Genomic DNA, 16007 nt, shown 5'->3' with positions numbered 1-16007 from the left:
GCCTACGGCAAGCGCAATGAGCGACGAACAGAACACCCCGGCAAACAACGGCAATTACGACGCCAACAGCATTACCGCCCTGGAAGGCCTGGAGGCTGTCCGCAAGCGTCCCGGTATGTACATCGGTGACGTCCATGACGGTACCGGTCTGCACCACATGGTGTTCGAGGTCGTCGACAACTCGATCGACGAAGCGCTGGCTGGTCACGCCGACCATGTCGCGGTGACGATCCATGCCGACGGCTCGGTCTCGGTGTCCGACAACGGCCGTGGCATCCCGACCGGCAAGCACGAGCAGATGAGCGCCAAGCTCGGCCGCGAAGTATCGGCCGCCGAAGTGGTCATGACCGTCCTGCATGCCGGCGGCAAGTTCGACGACAACAGCTACAAGGTTTCGGGCGGCCTGCACGGCGTCGGCGTCAGCGTGGTCAATGCGCTGTCGCAGAAACTGCTGGTCGACGTGTTCCAGAACGGCTTCCACTACCAGCAGGAATTCAGCAACGGCGCCGCGGTGACCGCGCTGGCCAAGCTGGAAACCACCACCAAGCGCGGCACCACCGTGCGCTTCTGGCCGTCGACCGTCGCCTTCCACGACAACGTGGAGTTCCACTACGACATCCTGGCCCGTCGCCTGCGCGAACTGTCGTTCCTGAACTCCGGCGTCAAGATTGTCCTCGCCGACGAGCGTGGCGATGGCCGTCGCGATGATTTCCACTACGAAGGCGGCATCCGGAGCTTCGTGGAGCATCTGGCGCAGTTGAAGACGCCGCTGCACCCGAACGTGATCTCGGTCACCGGCGAGCACAACGGCATCGTGGTGGATGTGGCACTGCAGTGGACCGACTCCTACCAGGAGACGATGTACTGCTTCACCAACAACATTCCGCAGAAGGACGGCGGTACCCATCTCGCTGGTTTCCGCGGCGCGCTGACCCGCGTGCTCAACAACTACATCGAGCAGAACGGCATCGCCAAGCAGGCCAAGATCAACCTGACCGGCGATGACATGCGCGAAGGCATGATCGCGGTGTTGTCGGTGAAGGTGCCGGACCCGAGCTTCTCCAGCCAGACCAAGGAAAAGCTGGTCAGCTCCGATGTGCGTCCGGCGGTGGAAAATGCCTTCGGTGCGCGCCTGGAAGAGTTCCTGCAGGAGAACCCGAACGAAGCCAAGGCGATTGCCGGCAAGATCGTCGATGCCGCGCGTGCGCGTGAAGCGGCGCGCAAGGCGCGCGACCTGACCCGCCGCAAGGGCGCGCTGGATATCGCGGGCCTGCCGGGCAAGCTGGCCGACTGCCAGGAAAAAGACCCGGCGCTGTCCGAACTGTTCATCGTCGAGGGTGACTCGGCAGGTGGTTCGGCCAAGCAGGGCCGCAACCGCAAGAACCAGGCGGTGCTGCCGTTGCGCGGCAAGATCCTCAACGTGGAACGCGCACGCTTCGACCGCATGCTGTCTTCCGATCAGGTCGGTACGCTGATCACCGCGCTGGGCACCGGCATCGGCCGTGACGAGTACAACCCGGACAAGCTGCGTTACCACAAGATCATCATCATGACCGACGCCGACGTCGACGGCGCCCACATCCGCACCCTGCTGCTGACGTTCTTCTACCGTCAGATGCCGGAGCTGATCGAGCGCGGTTATGTCTACATCGGCCTGCCGCCGCTTTACAAGATCAAGCAGGGCAAGCAGGAGCTGTACCTGAAGGACGACCCGGCGCTGGACAGCTACCTGGCCAGCAGCGCGGTGGAAAACGCTGCGCTGGTGCCGGCCACCGGCGAGCCGGGCATCGAAGGCCTGGCCCTGGAAAAGCTGCTGCTGGCCTACGCCGCCGCGCTGGATTCGATCGAACGCAACGCGCATCGTTACGACCGCAACCTGCTCGAAGCGTTGGTCGATTTCGTGCCGATGGACCTGGACAGCCTGCGCAATGCGGGCGAAGGCGAAGGACTGGATGCACTGGCCAAGCGCCTCAACCAGGGCAGCCTGGGCAGCCCGCGCTTCAGCCTGGAACTGCAGGAACCGAACGATGAGCGTCCGGCCGCCGTGCTGGTGACCCGTCGTCACATGGGCGAACAGCACATCCAGGTGCTGCCGATGTCGGCGTTCGAAAGCGGCGAACTGCGCGCGATCCACCAGGCCTCCAAACTGCTGCATGGCCTGGTGCGCGAGGGCGCGACCATCTCGCGTGGCGCCAAGTCGATCGAAGTGGACAGCTTTGCCAAGGCGCAGAACTGGCTGCTCGAAGAGGCCAAGCGCGGCCGTCAGATCCAGCGATTCAAGGGCCTGGGTGAAATGAATCCGGAGCAGTTGTGGGACACCACAGTGAACCCGGAAACGCGCCGACTGCTGCAGGTGCGCATCGAAGATGCGGTCGCCGCTGACCAGATCTTCAGCACCCTGATGGGTGATGTGGTCGAGCCGCGTCGCGATTTCATCGAGGACAACGCGCTGAAGGTCGCCAACCTGGATATCTGACACAATCAGCGACGGCCGGTGCGCGGGGAGGTGCACCGGCCTTCGATCCTTGAACGCAGGTACCTGATGTCCGCATCCGCCCCGGTTTCCGCCCCGCCCCCGATTCCGCCGGCCTCGGCCTTGCCGCGCGCGGGCTCCGCGCTGGCGGGCTTCTTCATCGACCTGGGCATCGCCGCCGTCACTCTGTTCGGGCTCAGCCTGATCACCGGGCTGTTCTGGGGCTTCTACCGCGCCATCGTGGTCAGCCAGGCCAATGTCCAGAGCGGCGGACTGACACCTGACGCGGTCGGCGCGGCGGTCGGCCAGCCCGGCGCCCTCGCACAGATCCTGATGGCGCTGATCGCGACCGGCGGCGCGGCGCTGGTGCTCTACTTCTGGCGGCGCCCGGCCAGTGCCGATGAGCGTCGCGCCTCGCGGCAGGCGCTGCGTCGTCCTTCAACCTGGGGCTGGACCGTGCTGGTGGCCACGCTGATCGTGATCGGCAGCAATGGCATCGCGTTCCTGGCCAAGCAGTTCGGCATCGAACCGGTTCCCACCAACGTCGAACTGATGCAGAACGCGATTGCACGTTTCCCGCTGTTCCTGGTGCTGTTTGCGGTGGTGCTGGCACCGGCCTACGAAGAACTGCTGTTCCGCCGCGTGCTGTTCGGGCGCCTGTGGAAAGCCGGCCGCCCGTGGCTGGGCATCGTGCTGAGCAGCCTGGCCTTCGCGCTGGTCCATGAAGTACCCGGCCTGAGCAAGAATTCGCTGCTGGGCATGGCCCAGCTGTGGCTGGTCTATGGCGGCATGGGCGCCGCCTTCTGCTGGCTGTACCAGCGCACTGGTACCCTGTGGGCGGCGATCACCGCGCATGCGCTGAACAATGCGGTTGCGCTTGCCGCGATGGTGTTCCTGGGGTCAACGTAACGCAGCGTCCGCTTGACGAAAGATTAAGCCGTCACATTGGACACTGCGCACATGAACACGGGGGATCTTTCCATGAAACAACTGCTGCTGGCCCTTGTCATCACCACCCTGCTCGGTGCGTGCGCCACGACCACCTCACCGACCGGCCGCCGGCAAATGGTTGGCGGCGTGTCGCAGGCGCAGCTGGACCAGCTCGGCGCGCAGGCCTTTGCTGAAACCAAGCAGAAGGAAAAGATCAGCACCGACGGCCGCCAGAACGGCTACGTGCAATGCGTGGTCAATGCACTGGTGGCGCAGTTGCCCCCTCAGTACCGTGGCGTACGGTGGGAAACCGCGGTATTCGTCGACAAGGAGCCCAACGCGTTCGCCCTGCCCGGCGGCAAGGTCGGTGTGAACACCGGCATCTTCACCGTGGCGAAGAACCAGGACCAGTTGGCTGCCGTGATCGGCCATGAAATCGGCCATGTCATCGCCCGCCACCACGAGGAACGCATCACACGCCAGATGGGCGCACAGACCGGCCTGGCCGTGCTCGGCGCGCTGGCCGGTGCCGCTTACGGCGAAGGTGCCGCCAGCACGGTGAACCAGCTCGGCGGCATGGGCGCGCAGACCGCCTTCCTGCTGCCCGGTTCGCGGACCCAGGAGAGCGAGGCCGACGTGATCGGCCAGCGGCTGATGGCGCAGGCCGGTTTCAACCCGGCGCAGGCGGTCGATCTGTGGCAGAACATGATGGCCGCCAGTGGCGGTCGCAGCCCACAATGGCTGTCCACCCACCCCGATCCGGCCAACCGGATCCAGGAACTGCGACGCGATGCACCGGGCCTGACCCCGGTTTATCAACAGGCGCAGGCGGCTGGACTGCGGCCAAAGTGCGGATGAGTGCGCAGTTCTATGCTGTAGTGCAGCACATAAAACGATTTCTCACGCCATCTGTTTCTGATACGTTTGGCGGCTCAGATTTTTCTGACAGTCCGACTTTGCCGCTAATGGCGGTTCGATCGAGGTGAACGATGATTTTCCGTAACCACAAAGCAGTGCTTTCCGTCCTCGTCGCGACCGCCCTGACCGGCGCCGTGGTCACCGATGCCTTCGCGCAGTCCTCGCGTTCCTCCGACCGTGGCAACCGCGGCGGCAAGCAGGCCAAGGCCGAGGTGCTGTACCCGAACGCGACCCGCCAGGAACCGACGGTCAAGGCCTCTGCCAAGATGGGCAGCAAGCTGCAGAAAATGATCGACAGCTACAACAAGGAAAAGTTCCCGGAGACCCGCGAGCAGGCTGACGCGATCCTGGCCGACAGCGCCGCGAACGATTACGACAAGTCGCTGGCCGCTCAGCTGGCCTCGCAGGCCGCCTACCAGACCGACGACGCCAAGGCCGCCATTGCCTACCTGAAGCAGGTCCTGCAGTTCAACGGCCTGGACAACAACGGCCACTTCCAGTCGATGCTGATGCTGGGCCAGCTGCAGCTGCAGGAAGACCAGACCGCTGAAGGCCTGGCGACGCTGGACAAGTATTTCGCCGAGAGCAAGTCGACCAAGCCGGAAGAACTGATTGCCAAGGGCCAGGCGCTCTACCAGCTCGAGCGCTACCAGGAAGCGATCCCGGTGCTGAAGCAGGCCATCGCCGGCGCCGCCGAGCCGAAGGACAACTGGAACCAGCTGCTGATGGCGGCCCTGTCCGAAGCCGGCCAGTCCGGTGAAGCGGTCAAGGAAGCCGAGGCGCTGGCTGCCAAGAACCCGGCCGACAAGAAGGCCCAGCTGAACCTGGCCAGCATGTACATGCAGGCCGACCAGATGGACAAGGCTGCCGCAGTGATGGACAAGCTGCGTAGCAGCGGCCAGCTCACCGAAGAGCGCGAGTACAAGCAGCTGTACTCGATCTATGCCAACACCGACAAGAAGGAAAAGGACGTCATCGCGGTCATCAACGAAGGGTTGCAGAAGGGCATCCTGAAGCCGGACTACCAGGTTTACCTGGCCCTGGCCCAGTCCTACTACTACTCCGACCAGGTGCCGCAGGCGATCGACGCGTGGCAAAAGGCCGCCCCGCTGTCCAAGGACGGTGAGACCTACCTGAACCTGGCACGCGTCCTGCATGCCGAAGGTCGCATCCCGGAGGCCAAGCAGGCCGCCCAGCAGGCGCTGGCGAAGGGTGTGAAGAACCAGGCTGATGCCAAGAAAATCATCAACCTGAAGTAAGTAGGAATAACGCCTGAACGCCTGCTCAGTTGATGCGCAGGCGCTCAGGATTGGTATAAGCTTGGAGGTTCCTGCGGTGTCATGCACCGCTGATCAGGGATTCCGCCCCCGGCATCCCGGCCCCACTATTGAGCTCTTGGCGCATGACGGAACAACTAATCGTTCACCGGTACGAACAACCCGATGACAAGGGGCTGAGCTGGCCTCGCATCGTCGGCATCGCGTTTGTAATTGCCCTGCATCTGGCCGCCTTCATGATGCTCCTGATCCCCGCCGTGGCTCCCAAGGCCGTCGCGGAGAAGGAGCGCAACGTCATGGTGACCATCGTCGATGCGCCGCCGCCGCCGCCCCCGCCGCCGCCGCCGCCGCCGCCGACAGATACTCCGCCGCCGCCGGTGAAGAATCTGTCGCCGCCGAAGCCGTCGCCGGTCCCGCCGCCGCCGCAGGCGCCGGTCGTGGACGTGCCGGAACCGCGCCCGAACGACATCGTCACCCCGCCGTCGCCGCCCGCACCGCCGGCACCGGCAACCTCGATCGAGGCCAGCGTGGACATCTCGTCGAAGGCCATGAATCCGCCGCGCTACCCGCCGGCAGCCTTCCGCGCAGGTATCCAGGGTGAAGTGATCCTGATCATTGATGTCGATGCCAGCGGCAACGTCACCAATGTCACGGTGGAAAAGTCCAGCCGTAACCGCGACCTGGACCGTGCTGCGATGGAAGCGGCTCGCAAGTGGCGCTTCAACGCCGCTGAATCTGGCGGTAAGAAGGCGGCAGGTCGCGTTCGCGTCCCGGTCAACTTTGCGCTGAACTGATGCGTCGGGTGGCCGACGGTCACCCCGCTCCCGGTTCGATTGTTTAGCTTAGCTACACTCTTTATCACCACACACAACAAAGGTAAGCGTCATGCTGCAGGAACTTTTCATCGCCGCTGCTGCCGGGGGCAATCCGTCCAACGCCCTGTCGCAGATGGGCTTCGAGCACCTGATCCACGAAATGACCACCAAGCCGGGTGATTTCGCGGTTTCCTGGGTCGTGCTGCTGACCCTGGTCGTCATGTCGGCCATGTCCTGGTACTGGACCGTCATCAACATCTTCCGTGCTACCCGCCTGAAGAGCGCCGCTGATCGCGTCGTCAGCCTGTTCTGGGATACCCCGAACGCACAGGACGCCATCCGTGCGATGGAAGAACAGCCGGCTTCGGAGCCGTTCTCGAAGATCGCCCTGGACGCTGCCCAGGCAGCTGCCCACCACCAGCGCGCTGAAGGCGGTGCTACCGGCGGCGTCGGTGAGAACCTGAGCCGTTCGGAGTTCGTCGACCGTGCCCTGCGTCAGGCCGTGACCCGCGAAAGCAACAAGCTGCAGTCGGGCATGACCCTGCTGGCCACCGTCGGTGCGACCGCTCCGTTCGTCGGTCTGCTGGGTACCGTGTGGGGCATCTACGGCGCGCTGATCAAGATCGGTGCCACCGGCTCCGCTTCGATCGACGCCGTTGCCGGCCCGGTGGGTGAAGCGCTGATCATGACCGCGATCGGTCTGTTCGTCGCGATCCCGGCCGTGTTCGCCTTCAACTTCTTCAGCAAGATCAACAGCGCGACCATCAGCAAGTTCGATACCTTCGCGCACGACCTGCACGACTTCTTCGCCACCGGTTCGCGCGTCCGCTAATTGCGACGCGCTGTACCCAGCGAGAACGTAGTCAACACGATCTAGACGGAGCCCGTTATGGCTTTCAGTAGTGGTAACAGCGGCGGCCCCATGGCCGACATCAACGTTACGCCCCTCGTGGACGTGATGCTGGTGCTGCTGATCATCTTCATCATCACGGCGCCCCTGATGTCCCACAAGGTCAAGGTGGATCTGCCGGAAGCCAATCTGGTGCAGAAGCCGGAAGACGCTGAAAAGCGTTCCGGGCCGATCACCCTGGCAGTCAAGGAAGACGGCTCGATCTACTGGAACGACGAAGAAATCAACAAGCAGACTCTCGAGTCGCGCTTGGCGACCGCCGCCCAGCAGACCCCGCAGCCGCCGCTGAACCTGCGTGGTGACCGCACCACCAAGATGCGCGTCATCAACGACCTGACCAAGGTCGCGCAGGAGCAGGGCATGCTGGACGTCGGCTTCGTCGCGACCAAAGAAAAGGGGCAATAAGCCATGGCATTCAGTAGTGGTGGTGGCAAGGGCCCTATGGCAGACATCAACGTCACGCCCCTCGTGGACGTGATGCTGGTCCTGCTGATCATCTTCATCGTGACCGCGCCGATCATGACGTACCCGATCGCCGTGGACCTGCCGCAGCGTGTGCTCAACCCACCGCCGCAGCTGGTCGAACCGCCGCCGCCGATCGAGTTGAAGATCGACGCCAGCAACCAGGTCTCGTGGAACAACAGCCCGATCAATACCAGCGAGCTGCAGCAGCGGATGGAGCAGGAGGTCCAGCGTGACCCGACCAACCAGCCCGAACTGCGCATCGACGCCAGCCCGGATTCCGAGTACGACGTGATGGCCAAGGTTCTGGCCGCCGCCAAGAACGCTCAGATGAAGAAGATCGGTTTTGTGCAGCAGTAATCGCTACACCGCAACACAACAGTCATGACGCGACTGCAGGCGCCCCTGGAAACAGGGGCGTCTTTTTTTGTGCGCTCATCGCGCCGCTAATGTTGGGCAGATTCCTTTTCCGGCCGACAAGCGATCGGTCCCCCCTCCGGCTGCACGCGCCCGCTATGATCGGCGGATGCTCGCCCTCTTCGACTCCCTGCGCCACTGGCTCGACGGCATCGCTCATCTCGGCACGATCCTGGCGGCGGCCTACCTGCTGTATCTGTTCGCGCTGGCAGGCTGGATCATGCTGCAGAAGCGCGAACCGGTGGCCACGCTGAGCTGGATCCTGTCGCTGGCGCTGCTGCCCTATCTCGGCTTGTTCATCTACTACCTGCTTGGCCCGCAGAAGGTGAAGCGGCAGCGCTTGCGCCGTGGCCGTGCGCGTTCGGGCATGGAGCACTACAGCGACGTCTGCCCGCCCGATGCTGATTGCACCGAACTGGCCAAGATCGCCCAGGCCACCACCGGCCTGGCGCCGAGCAGCGCCACCGAAGTGACCTGGCTGGTGGATGGAGCCGCCACCTACGCGGCGCTGCTTGACGCGATCGCGCAGGCACGTGATCACGTGCACCTGGAGTACTACATCTTCAATCCGGACCACGCCGGCACCGCGCTGCGCGATGCCCTGGTCGAACGCGCCCGTGCGGGCGTGCAGGTGCGCCTGCTGCTGGATGCCGTGGGATCCTCCGCCCTGCCCCGCCGCTTCCTGCAACCGTTGCTGGACGCCGGCGGCGAGGCCATCTGGTTCCATCCGCGGCAACTGCTGAAGCCCTTCAAGCGCCCGTGGCTGAATCTGCGTACCCACCGCAAGCTGGTGATCATCGATGGTCGCCTGGCCTTTACCGGTGGTATCAACATCACCGACGAGGAGGACGAAAGCCGCCGGCCCGACGCCTACCGCGACCTGCACATGCGGATCCGCGGCCACGTGGTGCGCAGCCTGCAGCTGGTGTTCGCCGAAGACTGGCTCTACGCCAGCGGCCAGGATCCTTCGCAGATGGACATCGCCCGCCTCTGGCCCGCCGAGATGCCGTTGCGCGCCCATGGCCCGATCAACGCCCAGGTGCTGGTCTCCGGGCCAGACTCCGGCTGGGAAACCATCCATCGGCTGCACGTGGCGGCGATCCAGGAGGCCCACGAACGGGTCTGGCTGGTGACGCCCTACTTCGTGCCCGGCGAAGCGGCGCGGATGGCACTGACCTCAGCCGCGCTGGGCGGACTGGACGTCCGCCTGCTGGTACCGAAGATGAGCGACTCCTGGTTCGTCACCCAGGCCGCACGCTCCTACTTCGACGAGCTGCTGCATGCCGGCGTGAAGATCTACGAGTATGGCCCCCGCATGCTGCATACCAAGGCCTTCATCGCCGATGACGAGGTCTGCATCGTCGGCAGCGCCAACTTCGACCATCGCAGCTTCCGCCTGAACTTCGAGCTGTCGATGATGATCAGCGACCGTGACCGCGTTGCCGAGCTGGCCGAGCTGCTGCAGGGCGAGTTCGAGCGGGCGACCCGGGTCCACGACCAGGCCGGCCGTTCGCTGTGGCTGCACCGCCTGCCCGAGGCCTTTGCCCGGCTGGCCTCGCCGCTGCTGTAACGCAGCGCTACACTGCGGCGATTACCCGGGGAGCCCGACTATGTACTGGTTGTACCTGCTGCTGGCGCTGGGCTGCTTTGCCTTCGCCCTGAAGACGCCCAGCCCCGGGCTGATGACCCTGTGCCTGCTGGCCGCCCTGGCCCTGCTGCTGGCCTGGGTGCGGGGCCGCTACGTCGCGCGCTTCGGCGACCTTCAGCGCGATCCTGCCACCCTGGTGGACGCCGAGGAACTGCGCCGCCTGCGCGAGCAGGCCCAGGCACGTCGCAGCGCCGACCCCGACGAGCATGATCCGTCCCCTCTTTCCCAGTAGTTCCGTTCCATGACCCAGCTCAGCGTCAACGTCAACAAGATCGCCGTCCTGCGCAATTCGCGCGGCGGTGCCGAACCGGACGTGCTGCGTGCCGCCCAGGCCTGCCTGGACGCCGGCGCGCATGGCATCACCGTGCACCCGCGGCCGGACCGCCGCCACATCACCGCCGAGGACGTGCTGGCCCTGTCCACGCTGACCGGCGCGCGCGGCGTCGAGTTCAACATCGAAGGCAACCCGTTCGCGCCGCCGCGCGCGGGCTACCCAGGGCTGCTGCCGCTATGCGCGCAGACCCGCCCGGCGCAGGCCACCCTGGTGCCGGATGGCGATGGGCAGATCACGTCGGACCATGGCTTCGACTTCGAACGTGACGGCGAGCGCCTGCGCCCGCTGGTGGCCGAACTGAAAGCGTTGGGCTGCCGCGTCAGCCTGTTCGTCGACGCCGGCAACCCGCTACTGGAGCAGGCAGCTGAAGTCGGTGCCGACCGCATCGAGCTGTATACCGGCCCCTATGCCGAAGCGCACGCCGCCGGTGATGCCGAGGCGATGCTGGCGCTGTTCGCCACCGCCGCACGCCGCGCGCAGGCGGTGGGGCTGGGCGTCAACGCCGGCCACGACCTGTCGCAGGACAACCTGCGCGACTTCCTGGCGAACGTGCCGGACGTGCTGGAAGTGTCGATCGGCCACGCGCTGATCGGCGAGGCGCTGTATGACGGGCTGGATGCCACGGTGCGGGGCTACCTGGCGCTGCTGTGACCGATGGATGCAGCCGAGCGTAGGCTCGGCTCTACAAGGTCTCTGCATGAACTGTAGAGCCGAGCCCATGCTCGGCTCAGCACCGCCCTGAATCCTTCAGGCGACCGTCGCAGTCATTGAGACAGGCGCGGCGTACCCTGCGGGCATGGGTATCGCGATCAAGGGCCGAGGTTCCACGTCCCACCTTGCCGGGCGCTTTGAAAGCACCGTCAGCGAGGCGGTGGACGACGGCTGGGCGATGGACGAGAGCGAGGAGTTTCTCGCCCCACGCCTGCGCACCGAAGTGCGCGCCGAGACCGCACGCAGCATCATCACCCGCAACAACTCGCCCGACGTCGGCTTCAGTCAATCGGTGAATCCCTACCGCGGTTGCGAGCACGGCTGCTCCTACTGCTTCGCGCGTCCCTCGCACGCCTATCTGAATCTGTCGCCGGGCCTGGATTTCGAAACCAAGCTGTTCGCCAAGACCAATGCGCCGCAACTGCTGCGCAAGGAGCTGTCGAAGCCGGGCTACGTGCCGCAGCCGATCGCGCTGGGCATCAACACCGATGCGTATCAGCCGATCGAACGTAAGTTCAAGCTGACCCGCCAGCTGATCGAAGTGATGCTGGAGACCAAGCATCCGTTCTCGTTGATCACCAAGAATGCGCTGGTCGAGCGCGATATCGATCTGCTCGCACCGCTGGCGGCGGAGAACCTGGTCAGCGTGCACGTCTCGGTGACCTCGCTGGACCCGCATCTTTCCGCGAAGCTGGAACCACGCGCGTCGGCGCCGCATGCACGACTGCGCGCGATGAAGCGCCTGCATGGGGCTGGCATTCCGGTTGGCGTGATGGTGGCGCCGGTGATTCCTTGGATCAACGACAGCGAACTGGAGGCCGTGCTGGAGGCCGCACATGACGCCGGCGCCAGTACAGCAGGCTACGTGCTGCTGCGCCTGCCGCTTGAAGTAGCACCGCTGTTCCGCGACTGGCTGGACACCCATCATCCCGATCGCGCCGCGCATGTGATGAGTACCATCCAGCAGTTGCGCGGCGGCAAGGACTACGACAGCCAGTTCGGCACGCGCATGCGTGGCCAGGGCGTGTATGCCGATCTGTTGAACAACCGCTTCAAGCTGGCGCGAAAGCGTCTCGGCTTCAATGCGCAGAACAGCCATTGGCCGAAGCTGGATTGCAGCCGGTTCCTGAAGCCGTTGCCGCCGCGCAGCGAATCACCGCAGGGAAGTCTGTTCTAGAACGCTGGACCGCTGCCTGACTTACCGGCAACAATCTGCGCTTGGCCGGATGGCCTGCAAGCCAGGGAAGGATGCAGATGGATGACCTACGATCAGCGACGGTGCAATTCCGTTCGCTTGACGATGAATCAGTTCGCCCATGAAGTGGCTATCTGCTTTCAGCTGTGGCGCGTTTCTGTTTGTCTGTGGTGCCGATGCAGAGGCTGCCCGTGCGTTTGTGGTTGAAGACGCTGCCATGCGCGACCCCAGCTGCCTTACGGTCGAGCCGCGCCAGCGGCTCTTTGCCTGTCACCAGATCGTTGCCGGCAACAGCCGTGTGATCGGGCTGAGACGATTCCGTTCGTCGTGGTGGCGCGACCGTTCCACTTTCAGCAAGCTCACGATCCAGCTCCCCGCTGACGCGAAAGCAGGTGACCGGTTCGCTGTCTCCGACGATCGCGTTTGGCTGTTTCATAGCAGTGGATCCAGCGCATTTGCCGGAAAGACGGGCTGCTACGCAGTGCCGATCGCAGGGCAGATTATCGTTGTTTCCGCCGGAGATTCCGGCATCGAGCTCCAGGTCGATGCAACGCTCCGCTCCGCAAGCCCACTGCAATGGCGAGATCAATGTGATGCACCGATCCAGCTATCAGAGCGCCTGAAAGCCTCGCCCCTGCAGATGCAGGGCCTCGATGCATGGACGGGAGCACATGACTCCGACGCATCCCCTTTTGATCAGGCACATCCTGCCAATCGCTCGCGTGACTGAATTCGAATCAGCGGTGTCCACATGATGAAACGCCTGTGTTGCCTTCCGGCCAGCGCTCTCCTTCTAACCCTTGTGACCCTGCAGGTACAGGCCCGCGCCATTCACGAATGCGTCGCCGTTCCGCAGGCATCGACTGCCACTGATATGCCTGCCGGCCTGGATGAGTTCGAGCAACATCTGTGGACGGCAAACACAGGTCAGTTAGTGCGCAAGGGCACTGACACGCTCCTTCTGCTGCGCCTCTTCTCGGAGTCGCCGGGCGTGATCGATTCCCAGCAGTTCACCAAGATCACCGGCAGCCTGAAGGGATACACGCCTTCGTCCGAAGGAATGCCGGAGGTAGTGGATGCGCGGTTGACCAGTGGCGGCGCAGGCCTCGCGCACAAGGGAGACTACTGGCTGTCCGATTCGGCGGATGTCGAACTACACCAGCCGCACAAGGGCGATAGTCGGATCGAAGTCAAAGTGACGGCCGTTGGATGGAACAGCTATCGGAAAGAAGCCCGTTCTTTCCATCTCCAGTTCACCTGTCAACTCAAGGAAATCCCGGTCGAGAAGCTCAGTGCCTGGCAAGGCGGCGACGGCAATCTCTGGCGATCCTTTGGACCCGCCGGAGAGCCGAATGGAACAGCCTGCACGCAACCACTTCCGCAACGACTGGCTATGCTGAAAATAGAAATTGATTCCCTGAGGTTCTACTCACGACTGGACGAGGATGCATTCTTCTCCAGGTTGAGTAATACATCGGGCGTGGTGTCTGTTGAGGGCTTTCTCAGAACGATCAACGTCTCTGTTGATCCGTCGGCTGTGGATGAGGACGGTATGAGGGAGCTTATTGCGCTGTTCCAACGCTATGGAATAGACATGCGCCAGCTGCGGGAACTGGAGACGACAGAATTCAGCACATGGATGAGGAACAGATCCGCCTACTGGTTCAAGTCGATGTATCCGGATCAATGAGCGCATGAAATGAAGATCATCTACTGGCTTGGCATCGCGTTCTTGTGGATGCTCCCATTGAACGTTCTGCTGCTGACGGCCGGCAAGCTGATGTCGGGCGACGCGCTTGGAGAAGAAGAGCTCGTTGGCTTCGGTGTGGCGGTGTTCGGCGCTGTGGCGGGCGGGATTCTCTATCGCCGCCGCCCTCGATAGCGTCGAGCACGCTCGACCTTTACCCCCCAAACAACTTCTGCGCACTCTGGAACAGGATCCAGCTGGTGGCGATGAACTTGTCGCCGCCCTGTGGCCGGTTGCCACGATGAGTGTGGGTGAACGCGGTCGGCGCGATCAGCAGGCTACCGGTGCGTGGTGCGATCTTCCGCTCCTGGAACAGGAACTCGGTTTCCCCCTCTTCGAACTCGTCGTTGAGGTACAGCGTCCACAGCACGTGCCGATGCAGGGTCTCGGCCTGTGCGTCCTTCGGGTACAGCTCGCAGTGCCAGTACGGGTAACCGCCCTCGCCCGCCGCATACCACTGCAGGTTGATGGCGCCCGGGCGCAGGCAGGTGCGGGCCAGGTCGGCCAGCTGCTGCTGCGGCATGTCGGGAAAGTCCTCGGCAGACAGGCGTCGCGGTTGGCCGTTGCTGTCCTGGATCTGCAACATCAGCGGCGCAATCAACGCCTGTGGATAACGGCGTAGATAAGTCAGCAGGCCGTTGAACACCGCGATCTGCAGCTGCTGGTCGACATCCTGCCAGCCGTCCAGGCCACTGATGCGCAGATCCTTGCTGTGCTTGAGTTCCGGGAACACGCCACTGCCCACGGCACCGGGCTGCAGGCCACGCGTGGCGCGCAGGCGTTCAACGATGGCCGCGCAGACCTCGCTGGGGACGGCGTTGTGGATGACTTCGATGAAATCGACCGGGCCCTGCTCGTGCATGCGTGCATTCCTTAGGCGGCAACGGTTTGATGGTGCCGTTTGCCGCCCTCGGTGTCACCCCACGGTCATGTCATCGATCTGCCATGACCGCCGTCAGGCAACCGCCCATCAGCCCTGCGTTTCGTCGTGCGCGTGGTGGTAGCGCACGGCTTCGGCCACTTCCTCGCGCGAGCCGAGGAACACCGGCACGCGCTGGTGCAGCTGGTCGGGCTGGATGTCGAGGATGCGCTCGCGGCCGGTCCAGGCGGCGCCGCCGGCCTGCTCGACCAGCAGGCCCATCGGGTTGGCTTCGTACATCAGGCGCAGCTTGCCGGCCTTGGACGGATCCTTCTTGTCCCACGGGTAGATGAAGATGCCGCCGCGGGTCAGGATGCGATGCACGTCGGCGACCATGCTGGCGATCCAGCGCATGTTGAAGTTCTTGCCGCGCGCGCCTTCCCTGCCGGCCAGCAGATCGCCGACGTACGCCTGCATCGGGGCTTCCCAGTGGCGCTGGTTGGACATGTTGATGGCGAATTCCTGGGTGGCCGCCGGGATCTGCATGTTCTCGGTGGTCAGCACGAACTCACCCTTCTCGCGGTCCAGGGTGAAGGCGTGGGTGCCATGGCCAACGGTCAGCACCAGCTGGGTGCTGGGCCCGTAGATGCAGTAGCCGGCGGCGATCTGCTTGCTGCCCGGCTGCAGGAAGGCGTCATCGCCCGGCAGCTCGACGTTGGTCGGGCAGCGCAGCACCGAGAAGATGGTGCCGACGGAGACGTTGACGTCGATGTTGGAGCTGCCATCGAGGGGATCGAACAGCAGCAGGAAATCACCGCGCGGGTAGATGTCCGGCACCGGCTGGCTGTGGTCCATTTCCTCCGAGGCGCAGGCGGCGAGATGGCCACCCCAGGCGTTGGCTTCGAGCAGGATCTCGTTGCTGATCACATCCAGCTTCTTCTGCGCTTCGCCCTGCACGTTGCCGGTACCGGCGTCGCCGAGCACGCCACCGAGGGCGCCCTTGCTGACGGCGATGGAGATGCTGGTGCAGGCGCGGGCGACGACCGCGATCAGCTGGCGCAGGTCGGCATTGATGCGGCCGGCGTGCTGTTCCTGGATCAGGAAGCGGGTCAACGAAGTACGGGACATGGTCGGGCAGGTCTCGGCAGCGGGAAAACGCCTATTGTCGCCCGTATGCTGGGGCCGTGCGTGAGCGCGGGAAGGCGTAATCGTTTCCAGATGCGTTGCGCTCGTGGCGCCTTCCTTCATGGAGGCACAGGGCGAGGTACACCGTGGCCAGGACACGCCGTAAACCCATCCATGGGGGCTCGG

17 protein-coding genes are annotated in these 16007 nt (G+C 64.1%); 15 read left to right on the top strand and 2 right to left on the bottom strand.

Going from position 1 to position 16007, the window contains the following annotated elements:
* The first annotated feature begins 16 nt into the window (after positions 1-16).
* From gyrB to QZ853_RS06225, 15 genes are all read left to right on the top strand, one after another.
* Positions 17-2476 (top strand): DNA topoisomerase (ATP-hydrolyzing) subunit B, encoded by a 2460-nt coding sequence (gyrB, locus tag QZ853_RS06295; RefSeq protein WP_295571416.1) that lies wholly within the window; start codon positions 17-19, stop codon positions 2474-2476.
* Between the two features lie 66 nt (positions 2477-2542).
* On the top strand, positions 2543-3382 hold the full coding sequence (locus QZ853_RS06290; protein ID WP_295571415.1) for a type II CAAX endopeptidase family protein: 840 nt from the start codon (positions 2543-2545) through the stop codon (positions 3380-3382).
* A gap of 72 nt (positions 3383-3454) precedes the next feature.
* Complete coding sequence (locus QZ853_RS06285) at positions 3455-4261, top strand: M48 family metallopeptidase (protein WP_295571414.1); 807 nt, start codon at positions 3455-3457, stop codon at positions 4259-4261.
* A gap of 131 nt (positions 4262-4392) precedes the next feature.
* On the top strand, positions 4393-5580 hold the full coding sequence (locus QZ853_RS06280) for a tetratricopeptide repeat protein (RefSeq protein ID WP_295571413.1): 1188 nt from the start codon (positions 4393-4395) through the stop codon (positions 5578-5580).
* Between the two features lie 254 nt (positions 5581-5834).
* The gene (locus tag QZ853_RS06275) at positions 5835-6392 is read left to right on the top strand and encodes an energy transducer TonB (RefSeq protein ID WP_176433112.1); all 558 of its coding nucleotides are present in this window, start codon (positions 5835-5837) and stop codon (positions 6390-6392) included.
* A 91-nt stretch (positions 6393-6483) separates the two neighbouring features.
* Entirely contained in the window at positions 6484-7245 is a 762-nt protein-coding gene (gene exbB / locus QZ853_RS06270) for a TonB-system energizer ExbB (protein ID WP_295571412.1), read from the top strand.
* A gap of 57 nt (positions 7246-7302) precedes the next feature.
* Complete coding sequence (locus QZ853_RS06265; protein WP_295571411.1) at positions 7303-7728, top strand: biopolymer transporter ExbD; 426 nt, start codon at positions 7303-7305, stop codon at positions 7726-7728.
* Positions 7729-7731: 3 nt separating this feature from the next.
* Positions 7732-8145 carry a biopolymer transporter ExbD gene (locus QZ853_RS06260; protein WP_005411740.1) on the top strand — a complete coding sequence of 138 codons (414 nt, stop codon included), beginning with the start codon at positions 7732-7734 and terminating at the stop codon, positions 8143-8145.
* 166 nt (positions 8146-8311) lie between these two features.
* Complete coding sequence (cls, locus tag QZ853_RS06255) at positions 8312-9772, top strand: cardiolipin synthase (protein ID WP_295571410.1); 1461 nt, start codon at positions 8312-8314, stop codon at positions 9770-9772.
* Between the two features lie 40 nt (positions 9773-9812).
* Positions 9813-10082: a hypothetical protein gene (locus QZ853_RS06250; protein WP_286070454.1), complete on the top strand. Its 270-nt coding sequence runs from the start codon at positions 9813-9815 to the stop codon at positions 10080-10082.
* Positions 10083-10091: 9 nt separating this feature from the next.
* Positions 10092-10835, top strand: coding sequence for a pyridoxine 5'-phosphate synthase (locus QZ853_RS06245; RefSeq protein WP_295571408.1), 744 nt, complete (start codon positions 10092-10094; stop codon positions 10833-10835).
* 145 nt (positions 10836-10980) lie between these two features.
* Positions 10981-12072, top strand: a complete 1092-nt coding sequence (locus QZ853_RS06240) for a PA0069 family radical SAM protein (RefSeq protein ID WP_295571407.1) — start codon at positions 10981-10983, stop codon at positions 12070-12072.
* Between the two features lie 139 nt (positions 12073-12211).
* Positions 12212-12820 carry a hypothetical protein gene (locus QZ853_RS06235; RefSeq protein ID WP_146268034.1) on the top strand — a complete coding sequence of 203 codons (609 nt, stop codon included), beginning with the start codon at positions 12212-12214 and terminating at the stop codon, positions 12818-12820.
* Positions 12821-12841: 21 nt separating this feature from the next.
* Positions 12842-13780 (top strand): hypothetical protein, encoded by a 939-nt coding sequence (locus QZ853_RS06230; RefSeq protein ID WP_295571406.1) that lies wholly within the window; start codon positions 12842-12844, stop codon positions 13778-13780.
* 9 nt (positions 13781-13789) lie between these two features.
* Entirely contained in the window at positions 13790-13972 is a 183-nt protein-coding gene (locus QZ853_RS06225; protein ID WP_239504005.1) for a hypothetical protein, read from the top strand.
* Positions 13973-13991: 19 nt separating this feature from the next.
* Here QZ853_RS06225 and QZ853_RS06220 read toward each other — a convergent pair whose 3' ends face one another.
* Positions 13992-14699, bottom strand: coding sequence for a 2OG-Fe(II) oxygenase (locus QZ853_RS06220; RefSeq protein ID WP_295571404.1), 708 nt, complete (start codon positions 14697-14699; stop codon positions 13992-13994).
* Between the two features lie 108 nt (positions 14700-14807).
* Positions 14808-15824: a class 1 fructose-bisphosphatase gene (locus QZ853_RS06215; RefSeq protein WP_295571402.1), complete on the bottom strand. Its 1017-nt coding sequence runs from the start codon at positions 15822-15824 to the stop codon at positions 14808-14810.
* Positions 15825-16007: the final 183 nt, after the last annotated feature.

Origin of the sequence: uncultured Stenotrophomonas sp. (genome assembly GCF_913778665.1) — a bacterium.
GTDB lineage: Bacteria > Pseudomonadota > Gammaproteobacteria > Xanthomonadales > Xanthomonadaceae > Stenotrophomonas.
This window is presented reverse-complemented; position numbering and strand designations above follow the sequence as displayed.